Below are 23,086 nucleotides of genomic sequence, written 5' to 3' on the forward strand. Positions count from 1 at the left end.
GGCCGGCTCCACGCCCGGTCCCCCACCCTCACCTGCCCGCGGGCCTCGCGGGCAGGGCGCAGTTCTGGAAGACGACACGCGACTGCTCGCGCAGCGCCTGCACGGGCGTTGGGTGCTTCGTCTTCATGTACGCTGACGCGAGGTTGGCTTCCATCCCCCCCAGCCTACGCACCTGCACCGGGTTGCGGTCGGGGTTCTGTCCCGCGTTGCCCAGCGCCGCGCCGTAACCGTCTCCGCCCTCCAGGATGTACGCGTTCATGGCCACGCGGTAGCGGATGGACGTGTCGTCGCGCGGCGGCAGTTCCACAGGCACCCCACCCACCGTCAGTTCACGCACGCGCGAACCTCTCGGTTGGGCGCAGTCCACGCGCAGCGAGCTGCCCTCGGACACGTGGAGGAAGGCGCCGGAGGGCGAGGCGATGCTCTGCCCTTCCAGGTACAGCGCGCCCACGGACAGCTCCATCATGTCCACGAGCTCCTTCTCCGTGAGGTCCACCGTCACGACGAGGTTCTCGAAGAGGATGAGCTCATGCAGCACGCCGTCGGTGAGCGCACCCTGGCGCAGCGAGGTCCGCGTGACGCACAAGCCCTCCTGGCGCAGCGAGCCGCCGTTGACGACCCCCAGCACCGCGGGGCGCGTGGATTCATCCTCCGCGTGGAGGAGCGCATCCGCGACGAGCTGGCCCAGCGCGTTGTTGTCGTGCCGGGTGTAGACCTTGTCGAGGAGCACGTCGTGGGCCAGGTAGCCCACGACGGCGTCCGGGTCCTCCACCAGGGGCTGGCACGAATCGTTGTAGGCGATGCAGCCGCCGTGGAAGGCGCCCAGGGCGAAGGTGAGCGCGGTGAAGAGGGAGCGGGAGCGCGGCATCAGTAGTGGGCCCTCACGGTGAGGAATCCGGACATGCCCTCGCGCGGCAGCAGGCCGGGGACGCGGTCCGGACGGGGCACGTCGTCACGAAGGTCGTTGTCGAACAGGTTGTGCGCCACCAGGGCCACCTCGAAGTGCTCCAGGATGGGCTCGGTGCGCAGCTGCGCGGTGATGAGGCTGTAGGACGGAATCTTGTAGCGGCGGATGAGCTCCAGCACGGAGCGGCTGTTGTTGCGCCGCTCCGCGCCCGTGCGCACCACCACGTCGAAGTTCACATAGGCGCCGATGGGCATCGTCACGCCCGCGTTGAAGCGCGCCTGCGGCGTGTCGGTGAGCAGGCGGGACTGGGCGGGCAGCTCCAGGTCCTCCGCGCGGGAGATGCTGGCGTTGAGCCACGCATACGCGCGCTTGGAGGCCTCCAGCCGGGCCTCGCCCTCCACGCCGTACACGCGCACGCCCAGCTCGCGGTTGCGCAGCGGGACGATGTTGCCGGACGTATCCACGGGGACGATGGGCGAGCCGAAGAAGGCCACGTACGCGTTGGCGCGCAGCCGCACACGTGCGTCCCCCGCCGCCTGGATGAGGTCGGCGCCCAGCTCGAAGGTGTCCACCGTGGCGGGCTGGAGGCGCGGGTTCCCCTCGAAGCGGCCCTGGTTGTAATCCGTGTCCGGAATGCGCTCGACCAGCTCCTGCAGCGTGGGGGCGCGGAAGGCACGCCCGTAGAGGGCCTTGAGCACCAGCGCGTCGGTGGCGGCGAACACCAGCCCCACGCGCGGATTGAGGGTGGGCACGAAGCGGGTGCCGTTGATGGCGCCGGACGCATCCACGGTGGGCAACTGGGTGGCGTCCATGCGCACGCCGAACGTGAGCGTGAGCGCGCTGACGACGGTCCACTGGTCCTGCGCGAACAGGCCCACGTTGAGGCGGCGGGACGCGGCACCGCTCGTCAGGTCCACCAGGCCCTCCGGCCGCGCCAGGCCGTCCGGACGCACCTGGGCGTCCAGGGTGTAGTTCGTCACGTAGTCGTATTCGCCCAGCGACTGCTGCTCCACCACCGCGCCCACAGAGAGGCGGTTGTAGGCGCCCAGGGCCACGTCCGCGTCCACGGAACCGGTGAGCGAGCGCACGGAGACGCGCGTCTGCTCCTGCATCCCCTCTTCGAACAGGCGGTTCGTGCCCGTGCCGGTGCTGAAGTCGTGAGGCGTGATCTGGAAGAAGCGGTCGGTGGACTGCTGGTCATACGCGGCCCGCGCGCGGAGCGTCACGTCGGGTCCGAAGGAGCGCTCCCAGGTCAGGTCCGCGAGGAAGACATTCCAGCCCAGCTTGGAGTCCTCGCCCACCGTGTCGAAGAGGCCCACCAGGGCGCTGCGGCGTTCGGTGAGGAAGCGCGCGGAGGCCCCCAGGCGGCCCGCGTCGCCCATGGCGTAGGTGGCGCCCGCGCCCGCGTTGAAGAGGAAGCGCTCGTCGCGGGTGCGCCCCGCGGGGTCCGTCACGTCGCGTAGCCCCTGCGAGCGCGTCTCGTCGTCCAGACCGTCGTTCTCGATGACGGTGGAGTCACCGGCCTGGCTCCACACGTCAATGTCCGCGAAGACGCGCAGGTTCCCGGCGGTGTGCCCCGCGGAGAGGTGTCCGTTCCCCGTGACGGCGAGCCGGTCGTCCTGGCCCGGGTAGCCGCCGACGGACACGGCCGTCCGAACGCCGTCCGACGTGTCCGTGACGATGTTGACCACGCCCAGGAAGGCACCTGCGCCATAGAGAGCGGAGCCGGGGCCGCGGATGACCTCCACCCGCTCCAGGTTCTCCACCGGCAGGTTCATCAGCGCCTTGCCGTCGAAGAAGCTGTTGAGGCGGTGGCCGTTGAGGAGGAAGAGCACCTCCGCGTCGTTGCGCAGGCCACGAATGGCGGTGCGGTGGAAGCCCTGCACATCCCTGCTGACGGACAGGCCGGGCACCACGTCCAGGACGTCCGCCACGGTGCGCGCGCCCAGGGAACGCAGCTGCTGCTGACTGAACGAGGCGCCAATGGCGGGCACCGTCCGCACCGCCGCCTCGTGGCGCGTGGCCAGGGCCAGCGTGTCCTCGGCACTGTAGAGGGCCAAGTCCTCCTCCAGCTCGGAACGTGGGGTCGCCGGCTCACGCGACGCGGGCGCGCTGCCTGCCGCCGCGGAGGTCCGGGACGGCCGTGCCGGCGACGAAGCCTCCGTGGGCGCATCCGCGGGCAGGTCCGCCGCGAGCGCGGCCATGGAGTCGTCCTGCGGCGTCGACGGGGGCGCATCCTTTCGCGGCGCCTCCACCTGCGCCCGGGAGCGCTCAGGCGGCGGCGTGCGCTCGGGAGGCGGCGTGCGCTCGGGAGGAGCGGCGCGCGGGGGCGTCCGGCTCGGCGGGGGCCGGCGCTCGGGAGGCGGCGTGGGCCGGACGATGGACGCACTGGCCGGCGTCTCGCCGCCCACGAGCACGCGCGCGGGGCGCGCGGCGGACTGGAAGAGCGGCACGCGCTGGCCATCCGCGGTGAGGCCCTCGACGTAGTACTCGATGCCGGGGGGGACGACGTGCTCCGCGGGAATCACGGCCCGGTACAGGTCGCCGTACTCCCGCTCCATGGGGCGGCGGGCGTAGGGCTCGCCCGGGCCTCGGTAGCGCACGTACAGCTCGAGGACGCGGCGGCCTTCCACCAGCGTGCCGTCGAGTTGCAGCGCGACACGCGGCTCGGCGCGTTCTGGCGGGGAATGCAAGAGCCCCGGTTCCTCGGCGCGGCCGGGCACCGCCATGATGAGGACCAGGCTGAGGAGGGTCGCGCGAGCGTGTGCGGTCTTCAAGGCTGAGGGCCATGGTCCATTGGCCCTCCGTCCCAGTCAAGGAACGCACCCGACACGCGGACGCGCCGTTTTTTTGCCGGGCCTGCGGTGGCGTGCGAGGGATTGCGGCACTCCATGCGCGATTCGCTCGCCTTGCACCTCGCCCTGTTCCGACGCCAGCGCGCGCAGATTGCCCGAGTGGTTGACGGACAGACGGCATCATTCCGAACCTACGAGGCCCGCTTCCGGCGGCGCACCTCGGGATACCGGAGCGTCACGACGCTGCCCGCCGTGTACCAACAGGTACAGTCGGCGGACGTCGTCTACGTCGGCGACTACCACACGCTCCCGCTCGCGCAGGAGACCTACCTCGCACTGGTGGAGCGGGCTCAGGCCTCGGGCCGCCGCGTCATCCTGGCGCTGGAGTGCGTGGAGGGCCGTCACCAGGCCACCGTGGATGCATGGCGCGCCGGCCGCGTCACCGAGCGCTCCCTGCTGGCGAAGCTGGGACACGGCTCGGGGGTCTGGTCCAATACACGCGCCCTGCTCTCCTTCGCGCGCAAGCAGAAGCTGGAAGTGGTGGGCATCGACCGCCGGGCGCAGGGTGAGCGCTCGCTGGAGCTTCGCGACGCCTACGCCGCCGAACGCATCGCCCGCGCCGCCCGCGCGCCGGACCGGCCGCTGGTCATGGTGCTGGTGGGCCAGTACCACGTGGCGCCCTGCCACTTGCCCGCGCAGGTGGAGCGCGCGCTCGGCACGGAGACGCGCAAGGGGCTGGTCGTGTACCAGAACGCGGAGGGCGTCTGGTGGCGGCTGGCTCGCGAAGGCCGCGTTGGCGCCGCGGAGGCCGTGGAGCTGGCCGACGGCACCCTGTGCCTGATGAACGCCTCGCCCGTGGTGTGCCAGCAGAGCTTCCTGGACTACCTGGAGGCGGAGGCCGGAGACGCCCCGCTGTTGGATCGCGGCGCCGCCGAGCGCTTCCGTGAAATGTCCGCGCTGATCGGCCGGCTCGCCGGCGTGCCCGTGGGCCGTTCCCTGGACACGGTGGACGTGGCCACCGCCGCGGACGGCGACGTCCTGGCGCGAATCCAGCGGCGCGGACGCTTCACCCAGGCCGAGCTGACCCAGCTTCGCCGCCACATCCTCTCCCGCGAGAGCAGCTACATCCCGCGCGCGCGGGTGGCCTACCTGGCGTCGCTGTCACTGAACCACGCGGCGGAGGAAGCGGCGCACTTCGTCCGGCACTGCGCCGTGGGTGACGCCATGGACGCGCCGCGCGGCGCCTCGGAGGCCTTCTACGCGCGCTGTCTGGAAGAGGCGCTGGGCTTCTTCGGCTCGAAGCTGGTGAACCCCCGGCGCACCTGCCTGGGCGTGGCCGAGTGGGCCAAGCGCTTCGGCGAGAGCCGCGGCGTGGAGCGGCAGATCGCCGCCTTCGTGCTGGCCCACAAGGCCACGGAGGCGGAAGCGCCGGAGGAAGCCGTGAAGCTCCTCCCCCTGCGCAAGGACCGGCTGTTCCACGGCGTCAGCCACGCCCTGGGCTATCTGCTCGGAGACCGGCTGTACCAGGCCTTCGACAGTGGCCAGGTGGCCAAGGCGGAGGTGCAGGCCCTGTTCCGCGACCCCTTCGTGGACCCGCGCGCGGCCTACTTCGCCTGGGCGGAACGCCTGGGCATCTGAGCCCGGCTACAAGTCAACCTGTCCCGAGGGAGGCGAAGGCGCGGCTTCCTCCTCCATGTCGAGCGGGCCGAACGTCCCATCCGGCTTCAACATCCGCTGCCGCTCCGGCGCTTCGCTCAGCACCCGGATGGCTCCGTCCGGGGTCAGGAAGTAGGCGATGCGGGACGCGGCGTGGATGACCGTGAGCGCGCCCAGCTCCGGGTAGAGCATCAGCGTCGCCAGCTCCGTCTCCAACGGCCCCCCGAAGAGGACGTGGGAGTGGGCCGAGCCCTGGTACAGCTCACCCTCCGGCCCAGGCTCCAGACTGATGGCGAAGACGTTCTGGTGCAGCCGCACCGCCTCCCGCTGCGTGCGCCCGTCAGGGCCGTAGCGGAACCGGATGTCCCCACCGAGATAGAAGCGCATGGGGTCCCGCGTGCCCTGGAGGACATAGACGGTGAGGTCACCATCCTCCTCCACGAAGACCACCGGATTGATGGTCCCCCGTTCGAAGGCCTCCACCGTGGCCAGCATCGACGTCTTCACCGCTCGGGCGACGGGGCTGAAGTCCCCGGGCAGCTCGTTGAGTGGCAGCGGAGCCATCTGCTCCGCGTCGTCACGCGGAGCCTTGAAGGCATAGGCCGGGGTGAAGGTGCCCGCATCGTCCAAGGTGCCGAAGAGGGCGTACCACCCGTCCTCACGAGGCACCGTGAAGAACCACTCCATGCGCGAGCGGTCCAGCGCGTCCTGGATGAGGAGCCGATCCGTGGCGAAGATGGCGGCGCGCTCCGCATCGAAGAGGTATTTCGCCCGCGTCTGCACCCGGCGCAGCTCCGCGTCATCCGGAACGGCCACCGTGGACTCCGGGCCCTCGGGCTTCACGCGGCCCGAGCGCGCGCCGCAACCGAAGAAGAGAACGGCGACGGCCAGCAATGGGAACACGCGCATGAGGACCTCGTCCGCGAAGGCAGGTCCACGCATTCTGCGCCAGCCGCCCACGACGCGCCACGCCGCGTGCGCCGACACGGTGTCCGCCACCGCCGGAGGGTCGGCGGCACATCCGCCGCCCCCTCCCTGGCGTTTGGCACGGGACTACGTCTTCTGCGGCGCGTTCGCCTGCATGGCCGACTTCACCTTCTCGCGGAAGGCGCGCATCTTCGATCGCATCTCGTCCTTCTGCGCGTCGGAGAGCTGGCCGCCCGAGGCTTCACGCTGGGCCTTCATCTCCTCACGCAGTTGGCGGCCCTCGGCCTTGAACTGGTCGGCCTGGGCCTGGGAGAGCCTTCCCTCGGCCACGGCCTTGTCCATCCGGTGCTCCATACGGGCCATCTTGTTCCCGTGCTTCTTGCCCTTGTGCCGGTGGTGCCCACCGTGCCCACCGTGCCCCTTGCAGTCCGCGGCAGGCGGATTTGCGGACTCGGGCGCGGCCGTCTGGGCCAGCACGGGCGCGGTGATGAACAGCGAGGCGACAGCAACGGAACGCAGGGCGGTCATGAGCTTCATCGTGGTTTGCTCCTCAGGGTGACTGAGGCTTCGGGGGCCGGCCTTCCCGTCGCCTCATGCCCTGAAAAACCCCGCGCGGCGCGAAAGGTTAAATCCGCCCGAGCGGACGCCTTTCGCGCCTGCTTCCCTGCCCCACGCCCTACCGCGCTGGGAGCTTCATCGCGCGGGTGGCGATGAAGCCGTTGTAGTACTGCGACAGGGCATCTTCCGGACCGAACGAGTCCTCGAAGAGGCCAATGATGGCGAGCCCCGCATCCGCCTGACCGCCAAGCTGGTCCTCCAGGGAGTGCCCCACACAGAGCGGCTCGCCCGCGTCCGTGAAGCGGCGGCGCTCCTCGTCGGACAGGCTGGTGAAGTCCGAATAGGGCATCCGGTACTTCAACGTGAAGATGCCCTGCTTCTCCAAGGAGAGGTCGAACAGGTAGTTCACGGGGTTGGTGAAGCCGGACAGAAGCACGCCGCCGGGGCGCAGCACGCGCGCCGCTTCACGCCACACGGGACGCACCGCGTCCACGAAGCCGTTGGAGCACGGGTGGAAGATGAGGTCGAAGCTCGCGTCCTCGAAGGCGGAGAGGTCGCGCATGTCGCCCTCCACCAGCCGCAGCTCCAGGCCCTCGCGCTCCGCCACCATGCGGTCCTGGCCGAGCTGCGCGGGCGAGTTGTCCAGCACCGACACCCGGGCGCCCGCCGCCGCCAGCACCGGGGCCTGCTGTCCACCCGAGCCCGCGAGGCAAAGGATGTCCTTGCCCCTCACGTCGCCGAACCACTCGCGCGGCACCGGCTTCATGGGAGTGAGGACGATGCTCCACTCGCCTTTGCGCGCCGCGGCGATGACCTCTGGGCTGACGGGAAGCGTCCACTTGTTGCCCGTGGCCACCTGACGGTCCCACGCCTCGCGGTTGTACGTCCGCACGTCCAATTCAGTCGTCATGCAGCACCCTTCCTTCCATGCCTCCGGCGACAGTGACGACTTCACCCGTCACATGTCCGGAGATTCGATCCGACGCGAGCGACACCACCGCCCGCGCCACGTCCACCGGCTGCGCCACCTTGCGCAGCGGCATCGTCCGCGTGATGCGTTCAACGAAGCCCGGCTGGGCCAGTTTGTCGCGGCTGCGGTCCACCGCCGTCCATCCCGGGCACACGACGTTGACGCGGCCCAGGGGCGCGATGCGGCCCAATTCGTTCTTGAGGCTCTTGAGGAAGCCACTCGCCAGCGCGCCCTTGGCGGCGGCGTAGTCAGCATGTCCTGCTTCACCGAACAGCCCCGCCGTGGAGCTGATGATGACGATGCTGCCCGTCTTCGTGGTGGCCACGTGCCGAAGGAAGGCGCGGCAGCACAGGAAGACGCTGTCCAGGTTCTCCGCCAGCGTGCGGCGCCAGCGCGTCAAGGACATCTCCCAGACAGGTTCATCCGGGGCGGGCCATACCCCCGCGTTGCACACCAGCACGTCCAACCGTCCCAGCGCGGCCACCGCCGCGGGAACCAGCGCGTCCACGTCGGCCTCCACCGTCAGGTCCGCGCGCAGCGCGGCGCCGCAAACGTCACGCGCCAGCGTCTGGGCCTTCTCGGTACTGGAGTGGTAGTGCACTGCCACCTTCGCGCCTTCTTCCGCGAAGGTATGGACCAGGGCGGTGCCGATTCCTCCGGCGCCGCCCGTGACCAGGACGCCTCTGCCCTGCAGCTCTGTGTCCATCCGGGTGTTCTCCTCGGGTCGTGCTTTCACGGGGCCGCTTCGCGGCGGAGTCCCGGGCACACCGGTGGCGTCCGGCGGCTCACGACGAGAAGAGGCCCCGGCGCCTGACAAGAGCCCGTCCATTGACGTGAAGGCCAGCGGAAAAATCCGCCCTGCCCCCGCGCCGGGACCGGCTTCCTCTCCGCGCCAAATCCATGTTTATCTAGGCATAACCCTTTCAAGTCTACACCAAGGAGTCGCCATTGGCCTCGCACCGCCTCACGCCCACCCCCCAGGACGAACCTTCCATCTTCACGTTCGAACGGCGGCACGTTCTCTTCTCGGTGGAGCACACGCGGTTCGAGTTCGTCCGCATGCTGGAGCGCCGGGCCAACGGCGAGGAGTTGCTCCTGGCCGACCGCTACCAGCGGCACGGGCTCGCCGGCCCCGTCGTCATCAAGCGCGTGCGCAGCCCCGCGAGTTCCGCGCGCCGGCACCGGCTGGTGGAGGAAGTGCAACTGGCCTACCGCCTCCACCACCCCAACGTCGCCCAGGTGCACTACTTCAAGATTCACCGGGGCAAGCCGTACATCATCATGGAGCACGTGGACGGGCCGTCGCTGGAGACCGTGCTGGACCTCATGGCCATGCGGGGGAAGCCCGTGTCCCTGGCCTTCGCGCTCCACGTCGCCGCGGAGCTGGCGGACGCCCTGCACCATGCCCACTCGCTCAAGGACGCGCAGGGCCGGCTCCTGGGACTGATTCATCGCGACGTCAGTCCCCGCAACGTGCGGGTAGCGCGTACGGGCGAGGTGAAGCTGACGCACTTTGGCGTGGCCTATTCACACCTGGTCGGCCGGGAAGAGACGGCGGAGGCGCTGCTCAAGGGCGACGTGGCCTATGCGTCCCCCGAATACCTCGCGGGTAAGACGCTGACCGCCGCCTCGGACCTCTTCTCGCTGGGGCTGGTGCTGTTGGAGCTGGCCACGGGACGGCACCTGTTCGCGGCCGCGGCGGATGCGCTGGAGCCACCGCGTGCGAAGTCGCGTGAGCTGCGCTTGGAGGAGCCCCCTTCCCTGCCGCTCACACAGATGCTGATGCTGCTGGAGGAGCATGGTCCCCAGGACGTGGAGCGAGCCGCCGCGAGCCTGCCGCCCGAGGTGCGCGCCGGCCTTCACGGGATGCTGCACAAGGACGCGACGAAGCGTTTCGGCTCGGCGGGGGCGCTGTGCGAGGCACTTCGGGAATGCCTCGTCCAGGAAGTCCGTCGCACCGGCCGCCCTTTCGGCAGGGCCGACATGGCCGCGGAGCTGACACGGCTCATCAGCGACGCCAGCGCGGTACGCGACGAGGTCGAACTGCTCGACGAGAGTCTCTTCCCATCGGGCCTCGAGGCCCATGAGCTGTCGGGGCGGGGCCCCAAGGACGCTTGAAGCCGGGCCCTGGTGCTAACGGGACAGGGCGCTCGCCATCACGACGAGCGCCTTGAGCTTCTCGTCGTCCAGCGTCTCCGAGAGCGTCATCAGCCGCCGTTGCAGCGAGGACTGCTTCTTCGCGCCCGTGCGGCCCTCCCGGGCGAGGCCCAGCAATTCATCCGTGGAGGTCCGCAGCACCATGGCCACCTTCCGGAGCGTGGACACGCGCGGCAACATCTTCCCCCGCTCCATCCGGCTGTAGACCATGGGGTGCATGTCCAACAGCGCCGCCACTTCCACCTGCGTCAACCCCAGCCGCGCTCGCGCCTCGCGCACGGCCTTTCCAAACGTCGCTCCCAGTTCTTCGTCCATGGCTCGTCCGGAAGCCTAGCCCAAACCCCGGGGACCGCCGAGTGGATGGCACGGCCCTAAACCCTTCAGGACCATGTCAGGCCAAGCACTTTCATCTTCCCTGGCAGTAGCGAGAACGGCATCCTCCCGGCGGGGTCCTGCTGGCGTCTGGTGACACTTCAGGTGGGGCCCGCCGGGTGGGAAGCCCCTGGGAGACGGCATGGCGGAAGCGCAGAGGCGAGAAGATTCGCCGGGGACACGCATCGCGGGCTTCACCCTGGGCAAGCGGCTGGGCAGCGGCGCGTGCGGCGACGTGTACCTCGCGATGCGCGACGGCGAGGAGGTCGCGCTCAAGCTCCAGTACCTCCACCGGATGGCGGGGTGGCCGGAGCGCGAGTGCGCCATCCTCCTGCGCCTGCGCCACCCCAACGTGGTGGCCTTTCGCGCCTGCGGCAAGTTCCCAGGCGTGGAGCCCCGGTTGTTCTACCTGGCGATGGAGTGCGTGCGAGGACGGACCCTGCACCAGTGGGTGGAAGAGGAGAACCCCAGCGCTCGACAGGTGGCACGGCTGCTGCGCGGCATGGCCCTGGGGTTGGAGGCCACGCACGCGGCGGGGGTCGTGCACCGCGACCTCAAGGAATCCAACGTCATGGTGCGGGAGCCGGACGGTGAGCCCGTCCTGGTGGACTTCGGCGTGGGCGACTTCGCCGGAGCCCCCCGCCTCACCCAGGGCGTCCTGCCGCCGGGCACCATGCGCTATCGCAGCCCGGAGGCGCTGGCGTTTCGCAGGGCCAGCAGCGCGGCCACGGACCCCCGATACCGGTGCGGGCCAGCGGATGACGTCTACGCGCTCGGCGTCGTCTTCTACTGGATGCTCACCGGCCGCCCTCCCTTCCTGGAGGTGGTGACCCCCACGGAAATCGAGGCCGTCATTTCCGAGGCGCCTTGCGCTCCCCACACGGTGAATCCGCGCGTGCCACCGGCGCTGAGCGAACTGTGTCTGCGGCTGCTGGCCAAGGCCCCCGAAGCCCGAGGGAGCGCGGAGGCACTGAGCGCGGACGTCGAGCGGGCACTCGCAGCCGCCGACGCGGCATGGGACGCGCCTTTGTGCGACTGGCGGCAGGATGCGGAAACACCCGGCCCCGACTCCGGGTCCGAGGACGACAATGACGCCGCGCTGGCGATGTGGGTCGAGGCAGGTGACGCTCGCTGGGACTCGCCCAGGCGCGGGCCCCTGCCCCACAAGCCACCGCTGGAAATACGTGCCCCCGAAGCCGCGGCGCCACGAACGCCTGCGCGGGGACGTGTGGCTCGCTGGGCCGTGGTGCTCGCGGGGCTGGCGTGCGCGGTGGGTGCGTGGCTCTGGGTGGCGACACCCACGCCGGGTGCCGTGGGCAATCCCATCCGGGAAGTGGCTTTGCCCGGTGGCCCGCCGGAAAGTGAGCAGGCCGCGACCCTGCCCAGTCCCGGGCCCACCCTCGCGGCCGTCACCGCCGAGGTGGCGCACCCGAAGAAGGAAGAGCTCCCCGTGAAGCAGATGCCCGACAGCGTGACGACTCCCCAGCAGCCCGCCTCCAGCGCGCGGGCCCTCAAGGCAGCGGCCCGGACGATGGTGGCTGTCGCCGCCTGCTCGGGCCTGGGCTGCCCCAGCGGCCCGCAGGTGCGGCCGGCGCCTCCCGGCGAACCTTGTCCCCCCGGCGCGGTGGAAGCCATGAAGCGGGCCGGTATTCGCATCGGCGACGCCACCAGCCTCGCCTTCGTCGACGACAAGCGTTTTGGAGAGCCCGTTCCCGTTCGCGAAGGCCGCGTCCAGGTCGAACTCGGTACAAACTTCGGCCCCCTGACCTCGGGAAAAGCAGTGGGCGAACTCATCTTCGCCGACCGCGTCTATGGCCGCTTCACCCAGGCCTACACCCGTGGAGGTGACTTCATCCCCGTGTGCCTGGAGATGGTCGAACAGTACGGAGTACGCGGCATCCGGCGGAAGGGCGGCGACCCAGGCCCAGGCATCGCCACGGTCAGCAACACCGCCGTGCTCTACGCCGTGAATCGCTTCGAATAGTGACCTCCGCCAACGGCTTGTTCCGCCCACCAGGGAAGTGATTGTCCGTGCCCACGCCACTGCCCATTCCTCTTGCTCTCGCTTTCCTGCTGGTGGCGGCGCCCGCGCGCGCCCAGCCCGCCTCCTGTCGGGAGCCGACGGAACGCCCCGTTGAGCTGGGCGCGGAGCGGTGCGGCCGGCCACCCGAAATCCGGGTCGGAGAAGGTGTCGCCACGGTGCTCCGCTTCGACACCCCCCTGGTGCGCGCTGAGGCGTCCGGACCAGGACGCTTCCGTCAGGTGGTGGACCGGGAACTCCTCATCATGGTGCCCGAGGAGCCAGTAGCCGACGAGTCCCGCGCCACGCTGACCGTCTACTTCGCGGATGGAGCGGTCCCCACCCAGGCCACGCTTCAACTCGTCATGGAGACGCCCGCACGGGCAGAACGGCAGGTGGAGATCTTCCGTCGAGCGCGCACGGCAGCCTCCTTCCAGCGAGAGCTGCTGGAGACACGGCGGGTGCTTCAGGAAGTGCGCGAGGAGAATGCGCAGCTGCGAACAGCGCAGGCACGCCCCGGTGGCCTGATGGGGCTGCGGGTGAGTGGAGACATGGGCCGCACCGGCGTCGCTGCAAGAGAGTTCCTGGACGTCCGAGAGCACGCGAGGAACAGCCTGGTGCTCCGTTCCGGCCTGACCTTCCGGGCCAGGAGTATTCTGGTGGCGGTGGGCCTGAAGAACCCACTGGGCGCGAAACCATGGCAGGCCACCGGCGCGGCACTTGTGGGGCCGGATGGCGCGGAGTTGAAAGTCGCGCGAGTGTGGGCACCCGCCATCCTCAACCCCGGCGACGAAATGGACGTCCTGGTGGAGACCGAACCCGTGGAAGGCGCGCCCCGAGGCCCCTTCACCCTGACGCTGTGGGCGGAGGACGGCAAGCGCCCCATCATCCTCGGCAACATCGAGTTCCCGTGAGCTGACGGGGCGGCCAGGTGTTGCCGCGCACGTTTGTTGATGGCCTGGAGCGCCTCCACGGAGAGGTGAAGCGCCGCATCCGCTCCGTGGGTCGAGATGCAACCGAGCGCCGTAATTAGCCCTCAAGTCTTCGCTCACCTGAATCCGGAAGAATCCCCCCACTCTGCCAAGAGGATGAAGCGCAGTCCTTCGGGGGGAGGCGACAGGGACAACACCTTCTCCACCACGGTGCGATGGAATAGGTGGACCACGGACTCCGCGAGGCGGAAGGCCAAGCGCTCTTCGAGAGGAACCTCTCCAAGCACCGCCTCGTCGAGCACCAGTTTGTCAAGGCTCAGGAGGAAGTGGCCGTCCGCGTCTTCCTCGAAGACTGAATTGCCCCGGTCCATGCATGCAAGCCGCCGCCACATGTGGACAAGCCAGTATCGCAATACGGATTCCCCTACCTGAACGTCCGCGGGAACCAGTTGAACACCATGAAGACGCTCCCGCGCGAGCGCGTCCTTGACTCGGCCGGACACCACGGGCGAGGGCAAACTGTGGTAGTCGGCCATGACGAGCTTTGGTGGCACCGGCTCGCTCAGCTTCAACTTCACAGGCGCAACTACCTGCACGGGCTTCCCTTTCCGAAATGCGGAGGCCGACTGGTCCCACGCCAGCAGAGGGTGCTGCTGGGAGCGGGCGCGAATGAGGACAAAGTAGTCGTCTTGCATGGCCTACTCCCCCACCTGAAGCGCACGCCGCTGTAGCGGTTCCCTGGTGTCGCTGTGACTGCGCCCGACGGGGCATGCACGGCGCGGCTTGTCCTGGATTCTCGTGGCGCCGGCACAACCTCTCCCCCCAGGCAGGTAGTCCAGCCCATCGGTGGTGAGCGTCCACTTCCCGCTGGCCAGCTTCGTGAGAATCTGGCGACTGATCCGGTCCAAGGACTGCGTCAGCGCCGCAGGCTTTTGGCAGTAGTCGCCCCGCTCCACGGCATCAGCGACAGCTTCCAGCGCTCCCTTCACCGCATCTGGGTACGCCATGTCCATGTCGAAAGCCCACCCTCCTGAATGAGGACCGATGTGGACAGGGACGTGGAGTTCGCATGCCACGGCCATGACCATGGGCAGCATGACGCCATTCTCCCGCCGGTTGATGTCGTAGCCGAACTCCCGACAGAACCGGGCCCAGTTCTCGTCATCCGCCATGGCCTCCGAGCAGATGAGGTGGTGGGCGGCGATGGACCAGCGCCCCGTGTACCAGGGGTGCTCGCTGGACTCCCGGCCCGCGAGGATGTTCTCCCGCAACTCCGTTGAGTTCCCCACGTGCCAGCCCCACGCGGCGGCGAACTTGTGCCACGCCTTCCCGCAGTACTCACACGGTGGGCGCGGAGGCGGCTTCGGCCCCTCGCCCGGCTTCGTTTTCAGAAATCGGACTCGGGCACCACGGATGATGACGGGCATGCCTGGAAGCACACACCCGCCACGCCGACTAATGAATGGCACGCGGGCGCAGGCGAACACGCACTTTCCTACAGGAGTCCTGAGCCACACCAAGCGCCTACCAGCAAGCAGGCTGCCCTACACACGATTCGGGCCTGGACCCTTCCGCGTCGGCTGCGTAGGCAATGGGCTCACGGTCAGTGACTCACTCCGGATAAGAGCTCTTCGCCGCTTCCGTGCGAGCGCGCTCCGCGGCCTTGCGCTCCTGCCACATGCGCTCACTCTCCGCGTTGCGCTGGATGGAGCGAGCAAGCGCCTCGGGATACTTCTCCACGATGAGGGGCGCGAGCCGTTCGAGCGACTGCTTGAGGTCGGGGAACGCGGTCTGATCCTTGTCGACCAGGATCTTCCAGGGCGCGGAGACGGAGCTTCGCGTCATGTCAAAGGCGACTTGAGACGACTGAAGCTCCTCCGGAACGCTGATGGAGACATAGGAAACCGACGCCCCACTGCACGGCGTGACGGAGGCGGACTTCCGGGAGCCCGTCGAGCGGTGCGGCAGCGCGCCTGACCGCACTCCGTACTCAATGTGGCATGCATTCAGGGGCAGCAACTGCGCCTGGACCGCGGCGAGTTCCTGAAGGCCGCTGACGTCGGTATTCAAGCCGCCCCGGCCAAACCCTCCCCCCACGACCAGAAAGGCCCCGCCGCCCATGAGACCAACCACCATCACCACCGCGACGATGATGATGATGGCGGAGTTGCCGGACTTCCGCGCCGACTGCGTAGACGATGGATTCATTGAGGCACGAGCCTAAGTGGAGCGAGCGCACACCGAAAATCCGTCAACAGGCGGCACGCCAAGAAGGCGAGACATTCACTCCGGATAAGAATTCTTCGCTTCTTCTTTGAGAGCGCGCTCAGCGTCCTTCCGCTCCTGTCTCTCGCGTGCCAGTCGCACCTTCAAGTCGGCGTCTTCCTGGCGCTCGATGGGGTACTGCGTGAGCAAGAAGGGGGCGAGTTGTTCGAGCGACTGCTTGAGCGCGGGGAACGCGGTCTGATCCTTGTCGACCAGGATCTTCCAGGGCGCGGAGACGGAGCTTCGCCTCATGTCGAAGGCGACGTCGCGCACCTGCCGCTCCGATGGCACACGGACGGAGATACGATAGGAGGACGGAGTCCCGCAGGGCGTGACGTAGGCATATTCCTGGGAGCCAATCCAACGCCTCCCGCCCGCCCCTTTCCGCGCTCCGTATTCGACCTCGCATGCATCCAGGGACGACAACTGCGCCTGGACGGCGGCCAACTCCGGAAGCTGTCCCACGTTCGTGGTCCGCATCCAGCCCATGGACGAGAGGCCCACCATCACCACCCCGGTGAGCGCCGCGACCAGCGGCCCAACGGAAAGACCGATGAGGATCTTCTTGCCCTGCGACATCCGCGCGGGCGGCGTAGGCGATGGCTCCATTGCCGCCGCAACCTAGCCGGGCCCTCGCAGCCTGGACAAGCCGTCAACTGCCTTCAGGACGGGGGAACGTTCCGTCAGTCGCGCACCGCGGCCGTTCTACGGCTCGTCATCCACTGCCTGAAGGTACGTGTTCAGGATGTCCACGTAATGAGGCACGACCTCCACGGCCAAGACGTCCTGGATCAGTCGGCGAGCCCCCTCCAAGTCCCCAGCATCCCGGCGTCTGTCGACTTCAACCAAGGTGCGAGACAGGCGCCTCGAACCGGTAGAGATGCGGGATGCAATCTCCCTCACAAGAACTGCGGCGCTTTCGTCATCCTGGAGCGCACGCGCTGTTTCGCTTGGCGAAATCCCCACGTCGTGCGCCGTGGCCAGAACAAGGGCGCGCGTTTCGGTGGTGAGGAAGGGCTGAACCGGATCTGTGATGCGGCGGCTCAGGTCTTTGACCGCGTCCCAATCCCGTTGGGTGGTCATGTCGTTCTCCTAGCGAGGGTGACAGTCACGGAAGGGCCACTCTCGTTGCCCCTCGCAGTATCGAAAGCAGGCGTAGCAGTCCCCAACCCATCGAGGCTTCTTCTGGTCTCGACACCGGACATACTGGTCAGTGCAGTGCGCCCGCCATCCGTCGTCGGCGCCAGCCTCCTCTCCCTCCTTCACCTTCTCGCTCGCGAACCTGACCGCGGCATCCATGGTCGCAAGGTGCGCGGCGGCCTCGCCCGCCGTGAGGCCGCACGCTTCGGGCATGCCGGGGTTGCGCTGGACGCGGCACGACACCGTGTCGGTGCAGGACGCCAGCGCATAGACGTCGCGGCGGCTGGCCGCGCCAGTGGCACTGCTGGCGCAGCCCAGCGACACAACGGCCAGGAGGACGGACAGGCCCGTCAAAGATCTATTCTTCTACATGGAGAACAGGCTTTACCCGGACGTGCGGCACCAAGAGCCAGCCCCACACTCCGAAGACGGGCGCCGCCCGGCAGGACTCGGGCGGCGGCCGTCACGAAACGTCCGGCGGTGCTACGACAACCGCAACAGCTTGCGCGCCTGTTCCGGAGTGGCCGGCTCGCGGCCATGGGCCCGCGCGCGCTTCACCGCCTCGGCGACGAGCTCCCAGTTGCCCTTCGCGAGCACGCCCTTGGACACGTAGATGTTGTCCTCCAGGCCCACGCGCGCGTTGCCGCCCCGCTTCGCCGCCTCGTCCACGTAGGCCAGTTGGTGCCGGCCCACGCCCGCCACCGTCCAGGTGGAACCTTCGGGCAGCGAGGCGATCATGAAGTCCAGCACCTCCGGACGCGGCTGCAACGTACCCGGCACCCCGAGCACGAAGTCGAAGTGCGCCGGCAGGTCCACCAGGCCTTCCTTCGCCAGGTAGCGGGCCTCGTCAATCATGCCCACGTCGAAGCACTCCAGCTCCGGCCGCAACCCGGCTGCGCGGATGCGCCTGGCGATGTCACGCACCAGCGGCCGGGGATTCCAGAAGACCTCCTCGCCGAAGTTCACCGTGCCCGTCGTCAAGGTGGCCATGTCCGGCCGGTCCTCGCCGGTGAGCGTCAGCGGCCCGCAGCGCTGGTCCACCGTCATGCCCACCGCGCCGCCCGTGGACGTCTGGATGAGCACGTCCGTGCGCTTGCGGATGGCGCGGATGGCCGCGCGGAACAACTCCGCGTCCTGCGACGGCTTGCCGTCCGCCGTGCGCACGTGCAGGTGCACCATCGCCGCGCCGGCCTCGCGGCAGCGCGCGGCGTCCTCGGCGATCTCCTCCGCGGTGATGGGCAGGTGCGGCGTCTGCTCGCGCGTCGTCTCCGCGCCCACCATGGCCGCGGTGATGACCATGGGCGTGCTCATTTCTGGCCTCGCTGCTTGTCCTTGGGCACCACGCACGTCCCCGTGGCCCGGCACACAACCACCGGCTCCGTCAGGACGTCCGCCGCCGAGTCATTCACGTCCGGCCGCGGCTTGATGACCTTGCGCGCCTCGAAGCGCATCTTCCGCGACGTGTTGCCCGCGCTGACGATTTCGCCTTCCGCCTCGATGAAGTCGCCCGCGTACACCGGGGCCAGGAACTCCACGGAGTCATAGGCGCGGAAGAGGCCCTCGTCCCCGTCGCTGCGGATGCACAGCTCCGTGGCCACGTCGCCAAAGAGGCCCAGCATCCGCGCGCCGTCGACCAGGTTGCCGCCGTAGTGCGCGTCGTGGCTGCTCATGCGCAGCCGGATGACCGCCTTCGTTCCCGTGCTCACTGAGGCTCTCCCTGATAGTGCGCGTCCTTCGGCTCCTTGCCTTCCTTCTTGAGGAGCGCGTGGACGATGTAGTTGGCCACGTCGGACGGCTTGGTACCGGGCCCAAAGCCGGCGTCGAAGCCCAGCTCCAGCGCCAGCTTGTGGTCCACGCGGGGCCCGCCCAGCAGCAACTGGACCTTGCCGTGGATGCCAGCGGCCTTCGCCGCGTCGATGAACTGCCGCGAGTTGTCCTTGTGCACGTCGCGCTGGGTGACGACCTGGCTGACCAGGATGGCGTCCGCGTTGCGCGCCATGGCCTTCTTGATGAGGTCCTCGTTCGGCACCTGGCTGCCCAGGTTGAAGGCCTCGAACCCGGGGTAACGCTCCAGGCCGTAGTCGCCCGCGTAGCCCTTCATGTTGAGGATGGCGTCGATGCCCACGGTGTGCGTGTCCGTGCCCGTGCAGGCGCCGAACACCACGATGCGCCGCTTCACCTTCTCCTTGATGAAGGCGTTGAGGTCGTCGAAGGACATCTTCTTCACGACGACTTCGGGCACGTCGATTTCGGCGTAGTCCAGCGTGACGGCTGAACGCGCGTAGACGATGAAGAAGGTGTAGGTGTCCGCGGCGCGCTCGGCGGCGGCCACCTTCACGTCGGTGAAGCCCATCTTCTTCGTGAAGACGGCGGCGGCCTCCTTGGCCTTCTCGGACAGCGGCACCGGCAGGGTGAACGACAGCTGCACCACGCCGTCGTCCCGCCGGTCGCCGTAGGGACGGATGATCTGCTTGCTCGGCTTCACCATCGGCTCACTTCCCCCCGGCCCGCTGAATCTTGACGCTGGAGCCCACCTTCTGGGCCAGCGGCGCGAACCGCTCCTTCTTCGTCTGCTCCAGGTAGAAGACGACGGACCACGTCGTCTTTCCGTCGCAGCCCACATACGTCACGGAATCCACCGCGCCACTGCCATCCGGCGCCACGTCCGTCTCCTGACGCTTCGCCGCTGGCTGGGCGCCCACCTTCAGACGCTCCCAGCCCCTGCCGCCAATGGACGCGACAATCTTGTCCACGCACGTCTGAGCCTTCATGCCCGCCGTCTGCACGGCGCCCACGTCAACCAGGAAGTAGGCGTCCCCGCTGGGCGCCTGGAACTTGAACGTCCCCGCATCCTCGGAGCGGTTCCACGAAGCGGGAACCTGGAGGGAGACGTTCTTCACCTGGACCTGCGCCAGCGCATCCGCGGAGCCGCCCGCGGAGAGCACCATGGCAAGGATTGAACCGAGCATCACTGCGCCTCCAGGAGTTCCAGGAACGGGTTGAAATAGTCCGGCGCCTTCTCCAGCACGCCGTCGAGGCCCTTGCCGCCGGTCTCCTCGCGCTTCACGTCACCGAAGTGGCCCCGGCCGATGGCGGTCACCATGCCCTCGTCGCGGCACTCCTGGAGCAGCTGCTCCGCCCGGGCGAACACCTCGCGGGCCCGGTTGGCGATCTTCCCGTCCTCGCGGACGGTGAACTCCTCGTCGATGCCTCGCGCCGCGCGGTGGATGTAGGCCGCGGACTTGAGTGCCACGTAGCGGTCCGCCAAGAGCGGCGTGTGCATGGCCTCCGTCATCATGCCCAGCAACTGGATGCCCTGCCGCGTCCACATGGCCACCAGGTTCGCCATCACGTCGTACGCGTGGCTGAAGAAGATGTCCGTCTCCTTGTGCTTGGTGGGCGGCATGTACTTCAACGGCGCGTCCGGGAAGCAGCGGCGCACCAGCATGGCCTGGGACAGCTCGAGCAGCAGCGTGTCCTCGCGGTACGGGTCGATTTCGTACGCGTGGCCGATGCCCAGCTGCCAGTCCTTGAGGCCCGCGCGCTTGGCGAAGCACTCGTTGATGAACTGGCTGGCGATGACGGTGTGGGCCGCGTCGTACGCGTCCGCGGTGGTGATGTAGTTGTCCTCGCCGGTGTTGATGATGATGCCGGCCAGGGCGCAGATGCGGCGGCTGAAGTACTGGTCGATGAACGTGCGCCGCATGTTGATGTCACGGAAGAGGATTCCGTACATCGCGTCGTTGAGCAGCATGTCCAGCTTCTCGTAGGCCGCGCAGAAGGCGATCTCCGACATGCAGAGGCCGGACGAGTAGTTGGTCAGCTGGATGTAGCGCTTGAGCTTGCGGCTCTCGTCATCCAGGGCCTCGCGCATGATGCGGAAGTTCTCCTGGGTGGCGTAGGTGCCGCCGTAGCCCTCCGTCGTCGCGCCGTGGGGCACGTAGTCCAGCAGCGACTGCGCCGTGGACCGGATGACGGCGATGACGTCCGCGCCCGCCTGGGCCGCCGCGCGCGCCTGGTCCACGTCGTCGTAGATGTTGCCCGTGGCCACGATGACGTACTTGTGTGGCGCGGGGGGCATGGGGAACTGCTTGCGGAGCTCTTCGCGCTGGGCGATGCGGGCCTTCAAGTCATCGAGCGCGGCGCGGGCTTCCGCGCGGACCTCCTCACGGAGGTTGTGCTCCTGCTCGGGAGACAGGGGGGCCAGCTTCTCGGTGGGGAGCGCCGTCAGCCGCTCCACGGCCTCCAGCGGGCTCTTCGCGCCCAGATGCAGCGCGCGGCCGTACCAGTAAGCGGCGCCCTTGTTGAGCACCCCGGCGGCCTTCAGCTTGTCCACCATCAGGTTGGCGAGCGGCACGCCCCGCGCGCCAGCTCCAGAGAGGCCGAAGAAGCGCAGCACGGTGCGCTCGGTGGATACAGTGGTGTTACGGCGGATGAGGTCGAAGATCGGGTTGACGATTTCGTCCGCCAGCTTGCGCGCATGATCAATCCGCGCGTCTTCAATGAACGGGCCTGGCATGGGCGCACCTTACCCGCCCGAACGACAGCCGGTAGCGCCGATGCGCACCTGTATGACGTTGCCGCACCGCATTATCGGTTCCGAGTTCAAAGCACCGAAGGGCCGGTGAGTCCCTCCACCGACAGGACGGTGATGCCACCGGCTTTTCGGTGGACTCTCTTGAACACAACGCTCAACTCACTGGAATCATTCAGACTCTGACGGTGGCATGGGGCCTGCTTAGGACGGGACTGCCTTACCCCCTGAGACAAGGAGAATCCCTTGCAAGCCCGCTCCCTGCTTCTAACCGCCATTCTCTTTGGCGGATCGGCCGCCGTTGCCGCGACGCCCCCTCCCCTGACGACGGACACCGGCTCCCCCGTGGGGAGCAACCAGAACTCCAAGACGGCCGGCCCTCGTGGCGGCATCCTCTTGGAGGACTTCCACCTCATCGAAAAGCTGGCTCGCTTTGACCGTGAGCGGATCCCCGAGCGCGTGGTCCACGCGCGCGGCACCGGCGCCCACGGCACCTTCGAGAGCTACGGTGACTTCTCCAAGCTGACGCGCGCGTCCGTCTTCTCCGCGAAGGGCAAGAAGACGCCGATGTTCGTGCGCTTCTCCACGGTCATCCACCCGTCGGGCTCGCCGGAGACGCTGCGCGACCCTCGCGGCTTCGCGCTCAAGTTCTACACGGACGAGGGCAACTGGGACCTGGTGGGCAACAACCTGCCCATCTTCTTCATCCGCGACGCCATCAAGTTCCCGGACATGGTGCACTCGCTGAAGCCGTCGCCCATCACGAACAAGCAGGACCCGAACCGCTTCTTCGACTTCTTCTCGCACCAGCCCGAGTCGACGCACATGCTCACGCAGGTGTACTCGGACATCGGCATCCCGGCGAACTACCGCCAGATGAACGGGCACGGCGTGCACGCCTTCAAGTTCGTCAACGCGAAGGGCGAGTACAAGTACGTGAAGTTCAACTGGAGCTCGCAGCAGGGCGTGAAGAGCCTCACCGCCGAGGACGCCGCCCGCGTGGTCTCCGAGGACCACCAGCACGCCACCACGGACCTCTACGCCACCATCGGCGCGGGCAAGTTCCCTTCGTGGGAGCTGAGCGTGCAGGTGCTGGACCCCAAGGAGCTGGACAAGTTCAGCTTCGACCCGCTCGACGCGACGAAGATCTGGCCCGAGGCGCAGGTGCCGTCCATCAAGCTGGGCAAGTTCACGCTCAACAAGATGCCGGACAACTTCTTCGAGGAGACCGAGCAGGCGGCCTTCTCGCCCGGCGTGCAGCCGCCGGGCATCGAGCCCTCCGAGGACCGCCTCCTGCAGGGCCGCCTGTTCTCCTACGCCGACACCCAGCGCTACCGCATTGGCGCCAACTACCAGTCGCTGCCCATCAACCGGGCTCGCGCGACGGTGAACAGCAACAACCAGGCGGGCAGCATGAACTTCGCCAACACGAAGTCGGACGTGAACTACGAGCCCAGCGTCACCCGTGAGACGCAGGACGCGCCGCAGTACCTCTTCTCCAACGCGCCGCTCAGCGGCACCACGCAGCAGCGCGGCATCGAGAAGACGGACAACTTCGCGCAGGCCGGCGCCTTCTATCTGGCGCTCGACGCGGGCGGGAAGGACCGCCTCATCAAGAACCTGGCCGCGGACCTGAACCAGGTGCGTGACGCCAAGGTGAAGGCGCGCATGGTGGGCCACTTCTTCATGGCCAACCCTGACTACGGCACCCGCCTGGCCAAGGCGGTCAACGTCAAGGTGGACGACGCCAAGGCCGCCGTGGCCACGCTCGCCGCCCGCTGATTCACTCTTCTCCGGGCCCTGGCAGGCGTGCTTCCGCCAGGGCCCGGCGTTTCCCGCCACTCCCCCTGGGA

At 68.4% G+C, this 23,086-nt stretch carries 23 protein-coding genes; 5 read left to right on the top strand and 18 right to left on the bottom strand.

The genetic code is table 11. The features are described from left to right. Positions 1–28: 28 nt before the first annotated feature. Entirely contained in the window at positions 29–868 is an 840-nt protein-coding gene (locus OZ403_RS22710) for a 5'-nucleotidase C-terminal domain-containing protein (RefSeq protein ID WP_268781717.1), read from the bottom strand. Continuing rightward, positions 868–3,684: a TonB-dependent receptor plug domain-containing protein gene (locus OZ403_RS22715; protein WP_268781718.1), complete on the bottom strand. Its 2,817-nt coding sequence runs from the start codon at positions 3,682–3,684 to the stop codon at positions 868–870. Before OZ403_RS22715 ends, OZ403_RS22710 begins: the two co-directional genes overlap by 1 nt. A 114-nt stretch (positions 3,685–3,798) precedes the next feature. Here OZ403_RS22715 and OZ403_RS22720 point away from each other — a divergent pair, with 114 nt between their 5' ends. Continuing rightward, positions 3,799–5,340 carry a ChaN family lipoprotein gene (locus tag OZ403_RS22720; protein ID WP_268781719.1) on the top strand — a complete coding sequence of 514 codons (1,542 nt, stop codon included), beginning with the start codon at positions 3,799–3,801 and terminating at the stop codon, positions 5,338–5,340. A gap of 6 nt (positions 5,341–5,346) precedes the next feature. Here OZ403_RS22720 and OZ403_RS22725 read toward each other — a convergent pair whose 3' ends face one another. The 4 genes from OZ403_RS22725 to OZ403_RS22740 form a co-directional block, all read right to left on the bottom strand. Further along, the gene (locus OZ403_RS22725; RefSeq protein WP_268781720.1) at positions 5,347–6,267 is read right to left on the bottom strand and encodes a hypothetical protein; all 921 of its coding nucleotides are present in this window, start codon (positions 6,265–6,267) and stop codon (positions 5,347–5,349) included. 144 nt (positions 6,268–6,411) lie between these two features. Beyond that, positions 6,412–6,822 carry a hypothetical protein gene (locus OZ403_RS22730; protein WP_140792932.1) on the bottom strand — a complete coding sequence of 137 codons (411 nt, stop codon included), beginning with the start codon at positions 6,820–6,822 and terminating at the stop codon, positions 6,412–6,414. A gap of 139 nt (positions 6,823–6,961) precedes the next feature. Further along, positions 6,962–7,753, bottom strand: a complete 792-nt coding sequence (locus tag OZ403_RS22735) for a class I SAM-dependent methyltransferase (RefSeq protein ID WP_268781721.1) — start codon at positions 7,751–7,753, stop codon at positions 6,962–6,964. Continuing rightward, entirely contained in the window at positions 7,743–8,519 is a 777-nt protein-coding gene (locus OZ403_RS22740) for an SDR family NAD(P)-dependent oxidoreductase (protein ID WP_140792935.1), read from the bottom strand. The genes OZ403_RS22735 and OZ403_RS22740 overlap by 11 nt, the downstream gene beginning before the upstream one ends. Before the next feature lie 242 nt (positions 8,520–8,761). On the opposite strand from OZ403_RS22740, the gene OZ403_RS22745 reads away from it, so the two are divergent. Continuing rightward, entirely contained in the window at positions 8,762–9,931 is a 1,170-nt protein-coding gene (locus OZ403_RS22745) for a serine/threonine-protein kinase (protein WP_268781722.1), read from the top strand. A gap of 15 nt (positions 9,932–9,946) precedes the next feature. Here the strand turns inward: OZ403_RS22745 and OZ403_RS22750 are convergent, their stop codons facing one another. Continuing rightward, the gene (locus tag OZ403_RS22750; protein WP_268781723.1) at positions 9,947–10,285 is read right to left on the bottom strand and encodes a helix-turn-helix domain-containing protein; all 339 of its coding nucleotides are present in this window, start codon (positions 10,283–10,285) and stop codon (positions 9,947–9,949) included. Between the two features lie 199 nt (positions 10,286–10,484). Between OZ403_RS22750 and OZ403_RS22755 the strand changes: the two genes are divergently transcribed. Next, the gene (locus OZ403_RS22755) at positions 10,485–12,326 is read left to right on the top strand and encodes a serine/threonine-protein kinase (RefSeq protein ID WP_140792940.1); all 1,842 of its coding nucleotides are present in this window, start codon (positions 10,485–10,487) and stop codon (positions 12,324–12,326) included. Positions 12,327–12,373: 47 nt separating this feature from the next. Continuing rightward, complete coding sequence (locus OZ403_RS22760; protein WP_237077328.1) at positions 12,374–13,276, top strand: DUF2381 family protein; 903 nt, start codon at positions 12,374–12,376, stop codon at positions 13,274–13,276. 134 nt (positions 13,277–13,410) lie between these two features. Here OZ403_RS22760 and OZ403_RS22765 read toward each other — a convergent pair whose 3' ends face one another. The 11 genes from OZ403_RS22765 to OZ403_RS22815 all read right to left on the bottom strand — a co-directional run bounded on the left by OZ403_RS22765 (position 13,411) and on the right by OZ403_RS22815 (position 21,218). Beyond that, a complete protein-coding gene (locus OZ403_RS22765) occupies positions 13,411–13,989 on the bottom strand; it encodes an imm11 family protein (RefSeq protein ID WP_140855586.1) in 579 nt (192 codons plus the stop codon). Between the two features lie 3 nt (positions 13,990–13,992). After that, on the bottom strand, positions 13,993–14,583 hold the full coding sequence (locus OZ403_RS22770) for an AHH domain-containing protein (RefSeq protein WP_268781724.1): 591 nt from the start codon (positions 14,581–14,583) through the stop codon (positions 13,993–13,995). Between the two features lie 322 nt (positions 14,584–14,905). Further along, entirely contained in the window at positions 14,906–15,502 is a 597-nt protein-coding gene (locus OZ403_RS22775) for a hypothetical protein (protein ID WP_140792948.1), read from the bottom strand. A gap of 75 nt (positions 15,503–15,577) precedes the next feature. After that, positions 15,578–16,168 (bottom strand): hypothetical protein, encoded by a 591-nt coding sequence (locus OZ403_RS22780; RefSeq protein WP_237077330.1) that lies wholly within the window; start codon positions 16,166–16,168, stop codon positions 15,578–15,580. 96 nt (positions 16,169–16,264) lie between these two features. After that, positions 16,265–16,642 carry a DUSAM domain-containing protein gene (locus OZ403_RS22785; protein ID WP_140792949.1) on the bottom strand — a complete coding sequence of 126 codons (378 nt, stop codon included), beginning with the start codon at positions 16,640–16,642 and terminating at the stop codon, positions 16,265–16,267. Between the two features lie 9 nt (positions 16,643–16,651). Next, complete coding sequence (locus OZ403_RS22790) at positions 16,652–17,053, bottom strand: hypothetical protein (RefSeq protein ID WP_140792950.1); 402 nt, start codon at positions 17,051–17,053, stop codon at positions 16,652–16,654. A 129-nt stretch (positions 17,054–17,182) separates the two neighbouring features. Next, positions 17,183–18,010: a 3-keto-5-aminohexanoate cleavage protein gene (locus OZ403_RS22795; protein ID WP_140792952.1), complete on the bottom strand. Its 828-nt coding sequence runs from the start codon at positions 18,008–18,010 to the stop codon at positions 17,183–17,185. Then, a complete protein-coding gene (locus OZ403_RS22800) occupies positions 18,007–18,405 on the bottom strand; it encodes a hotdog fold domain-containing protein (protein WP_201799732.1) in 399 nt (132 codons plus the stop codon). Before OZ403_RS22800 ends, OZ403_RS22795 begins: the two co-directional genes overlap by 4 nt. Further along, a complete protein-coding gene (locus OZ403_RS22805; RefSeq protein ID WP_140792954.1) occupies positions 18,402–19,187 on the bottom strand; it encodes an OAM dimerization domain-containing protein in 786 nt (261 codons plus the stop codon). Before OZ403_RS22805 ends, OZ403_RS22800 begins: the two co-directional genes overlap by 4 nt. 4 nt (positions 19,188–19,191) lie before the next feature. Then, positions 19,192–19,671 carry a hypothetical protein gene (locus OZ403_RS22810; protein WP_140792956.1) on the bottom strand — a complete coding sequence of 160 codons (480 nt, stop codon included), beginning with the start codon at positions 19,669–19,671 and terminating at the stop codon, positions 19,192–19,194. Then, positions 19,668–21,218 carry a lysine 5,6-aminomutase subunit alpha gene (locus tag OZ403_RS22815; RefSeq protein ID WP_140792958.1) on the bottom strand — a complete coding sequence of 517 codons (1,551 nt, stop codon included), beginning with the start codon at positions 21,216–21,218 and terminating at the stop codon, positions 19,668–19,670. The genes OZ403_RS22810 and OZ403_RS22815 overlap by 4 nt, the downstream gene beginning before the upstream one ends. A gap of 261 nt (positions 21,219–21,479) precedes the next feature. Between OZ403_RS22815 and OZ403_RS22820 the strand changes: the two genes are divergently transcribed. Next, complete coding sequence (locus tag OZ403_RS22820) at positions 21,480–23,015, top strand: catalase (protein WP_442929608.1); 1,536 nt, start codon at positions 21,480–21,482, stop codon at positions 23,013–23,015. The last annotated feature ends 71 nt before the right edge of the window (positions 23,016–23,086 follow it).

Origin of the sequence: Myxococcus sp. NMCA1 (assembly GCF_026810205.1) — a bacterium.
Taxonomy (GTDB): Bacteria; Myxococcota; Myxococcia; order Myxococcales; family Myxococcaceae; genus Myxococcus; species Myxococcus xanthus_A.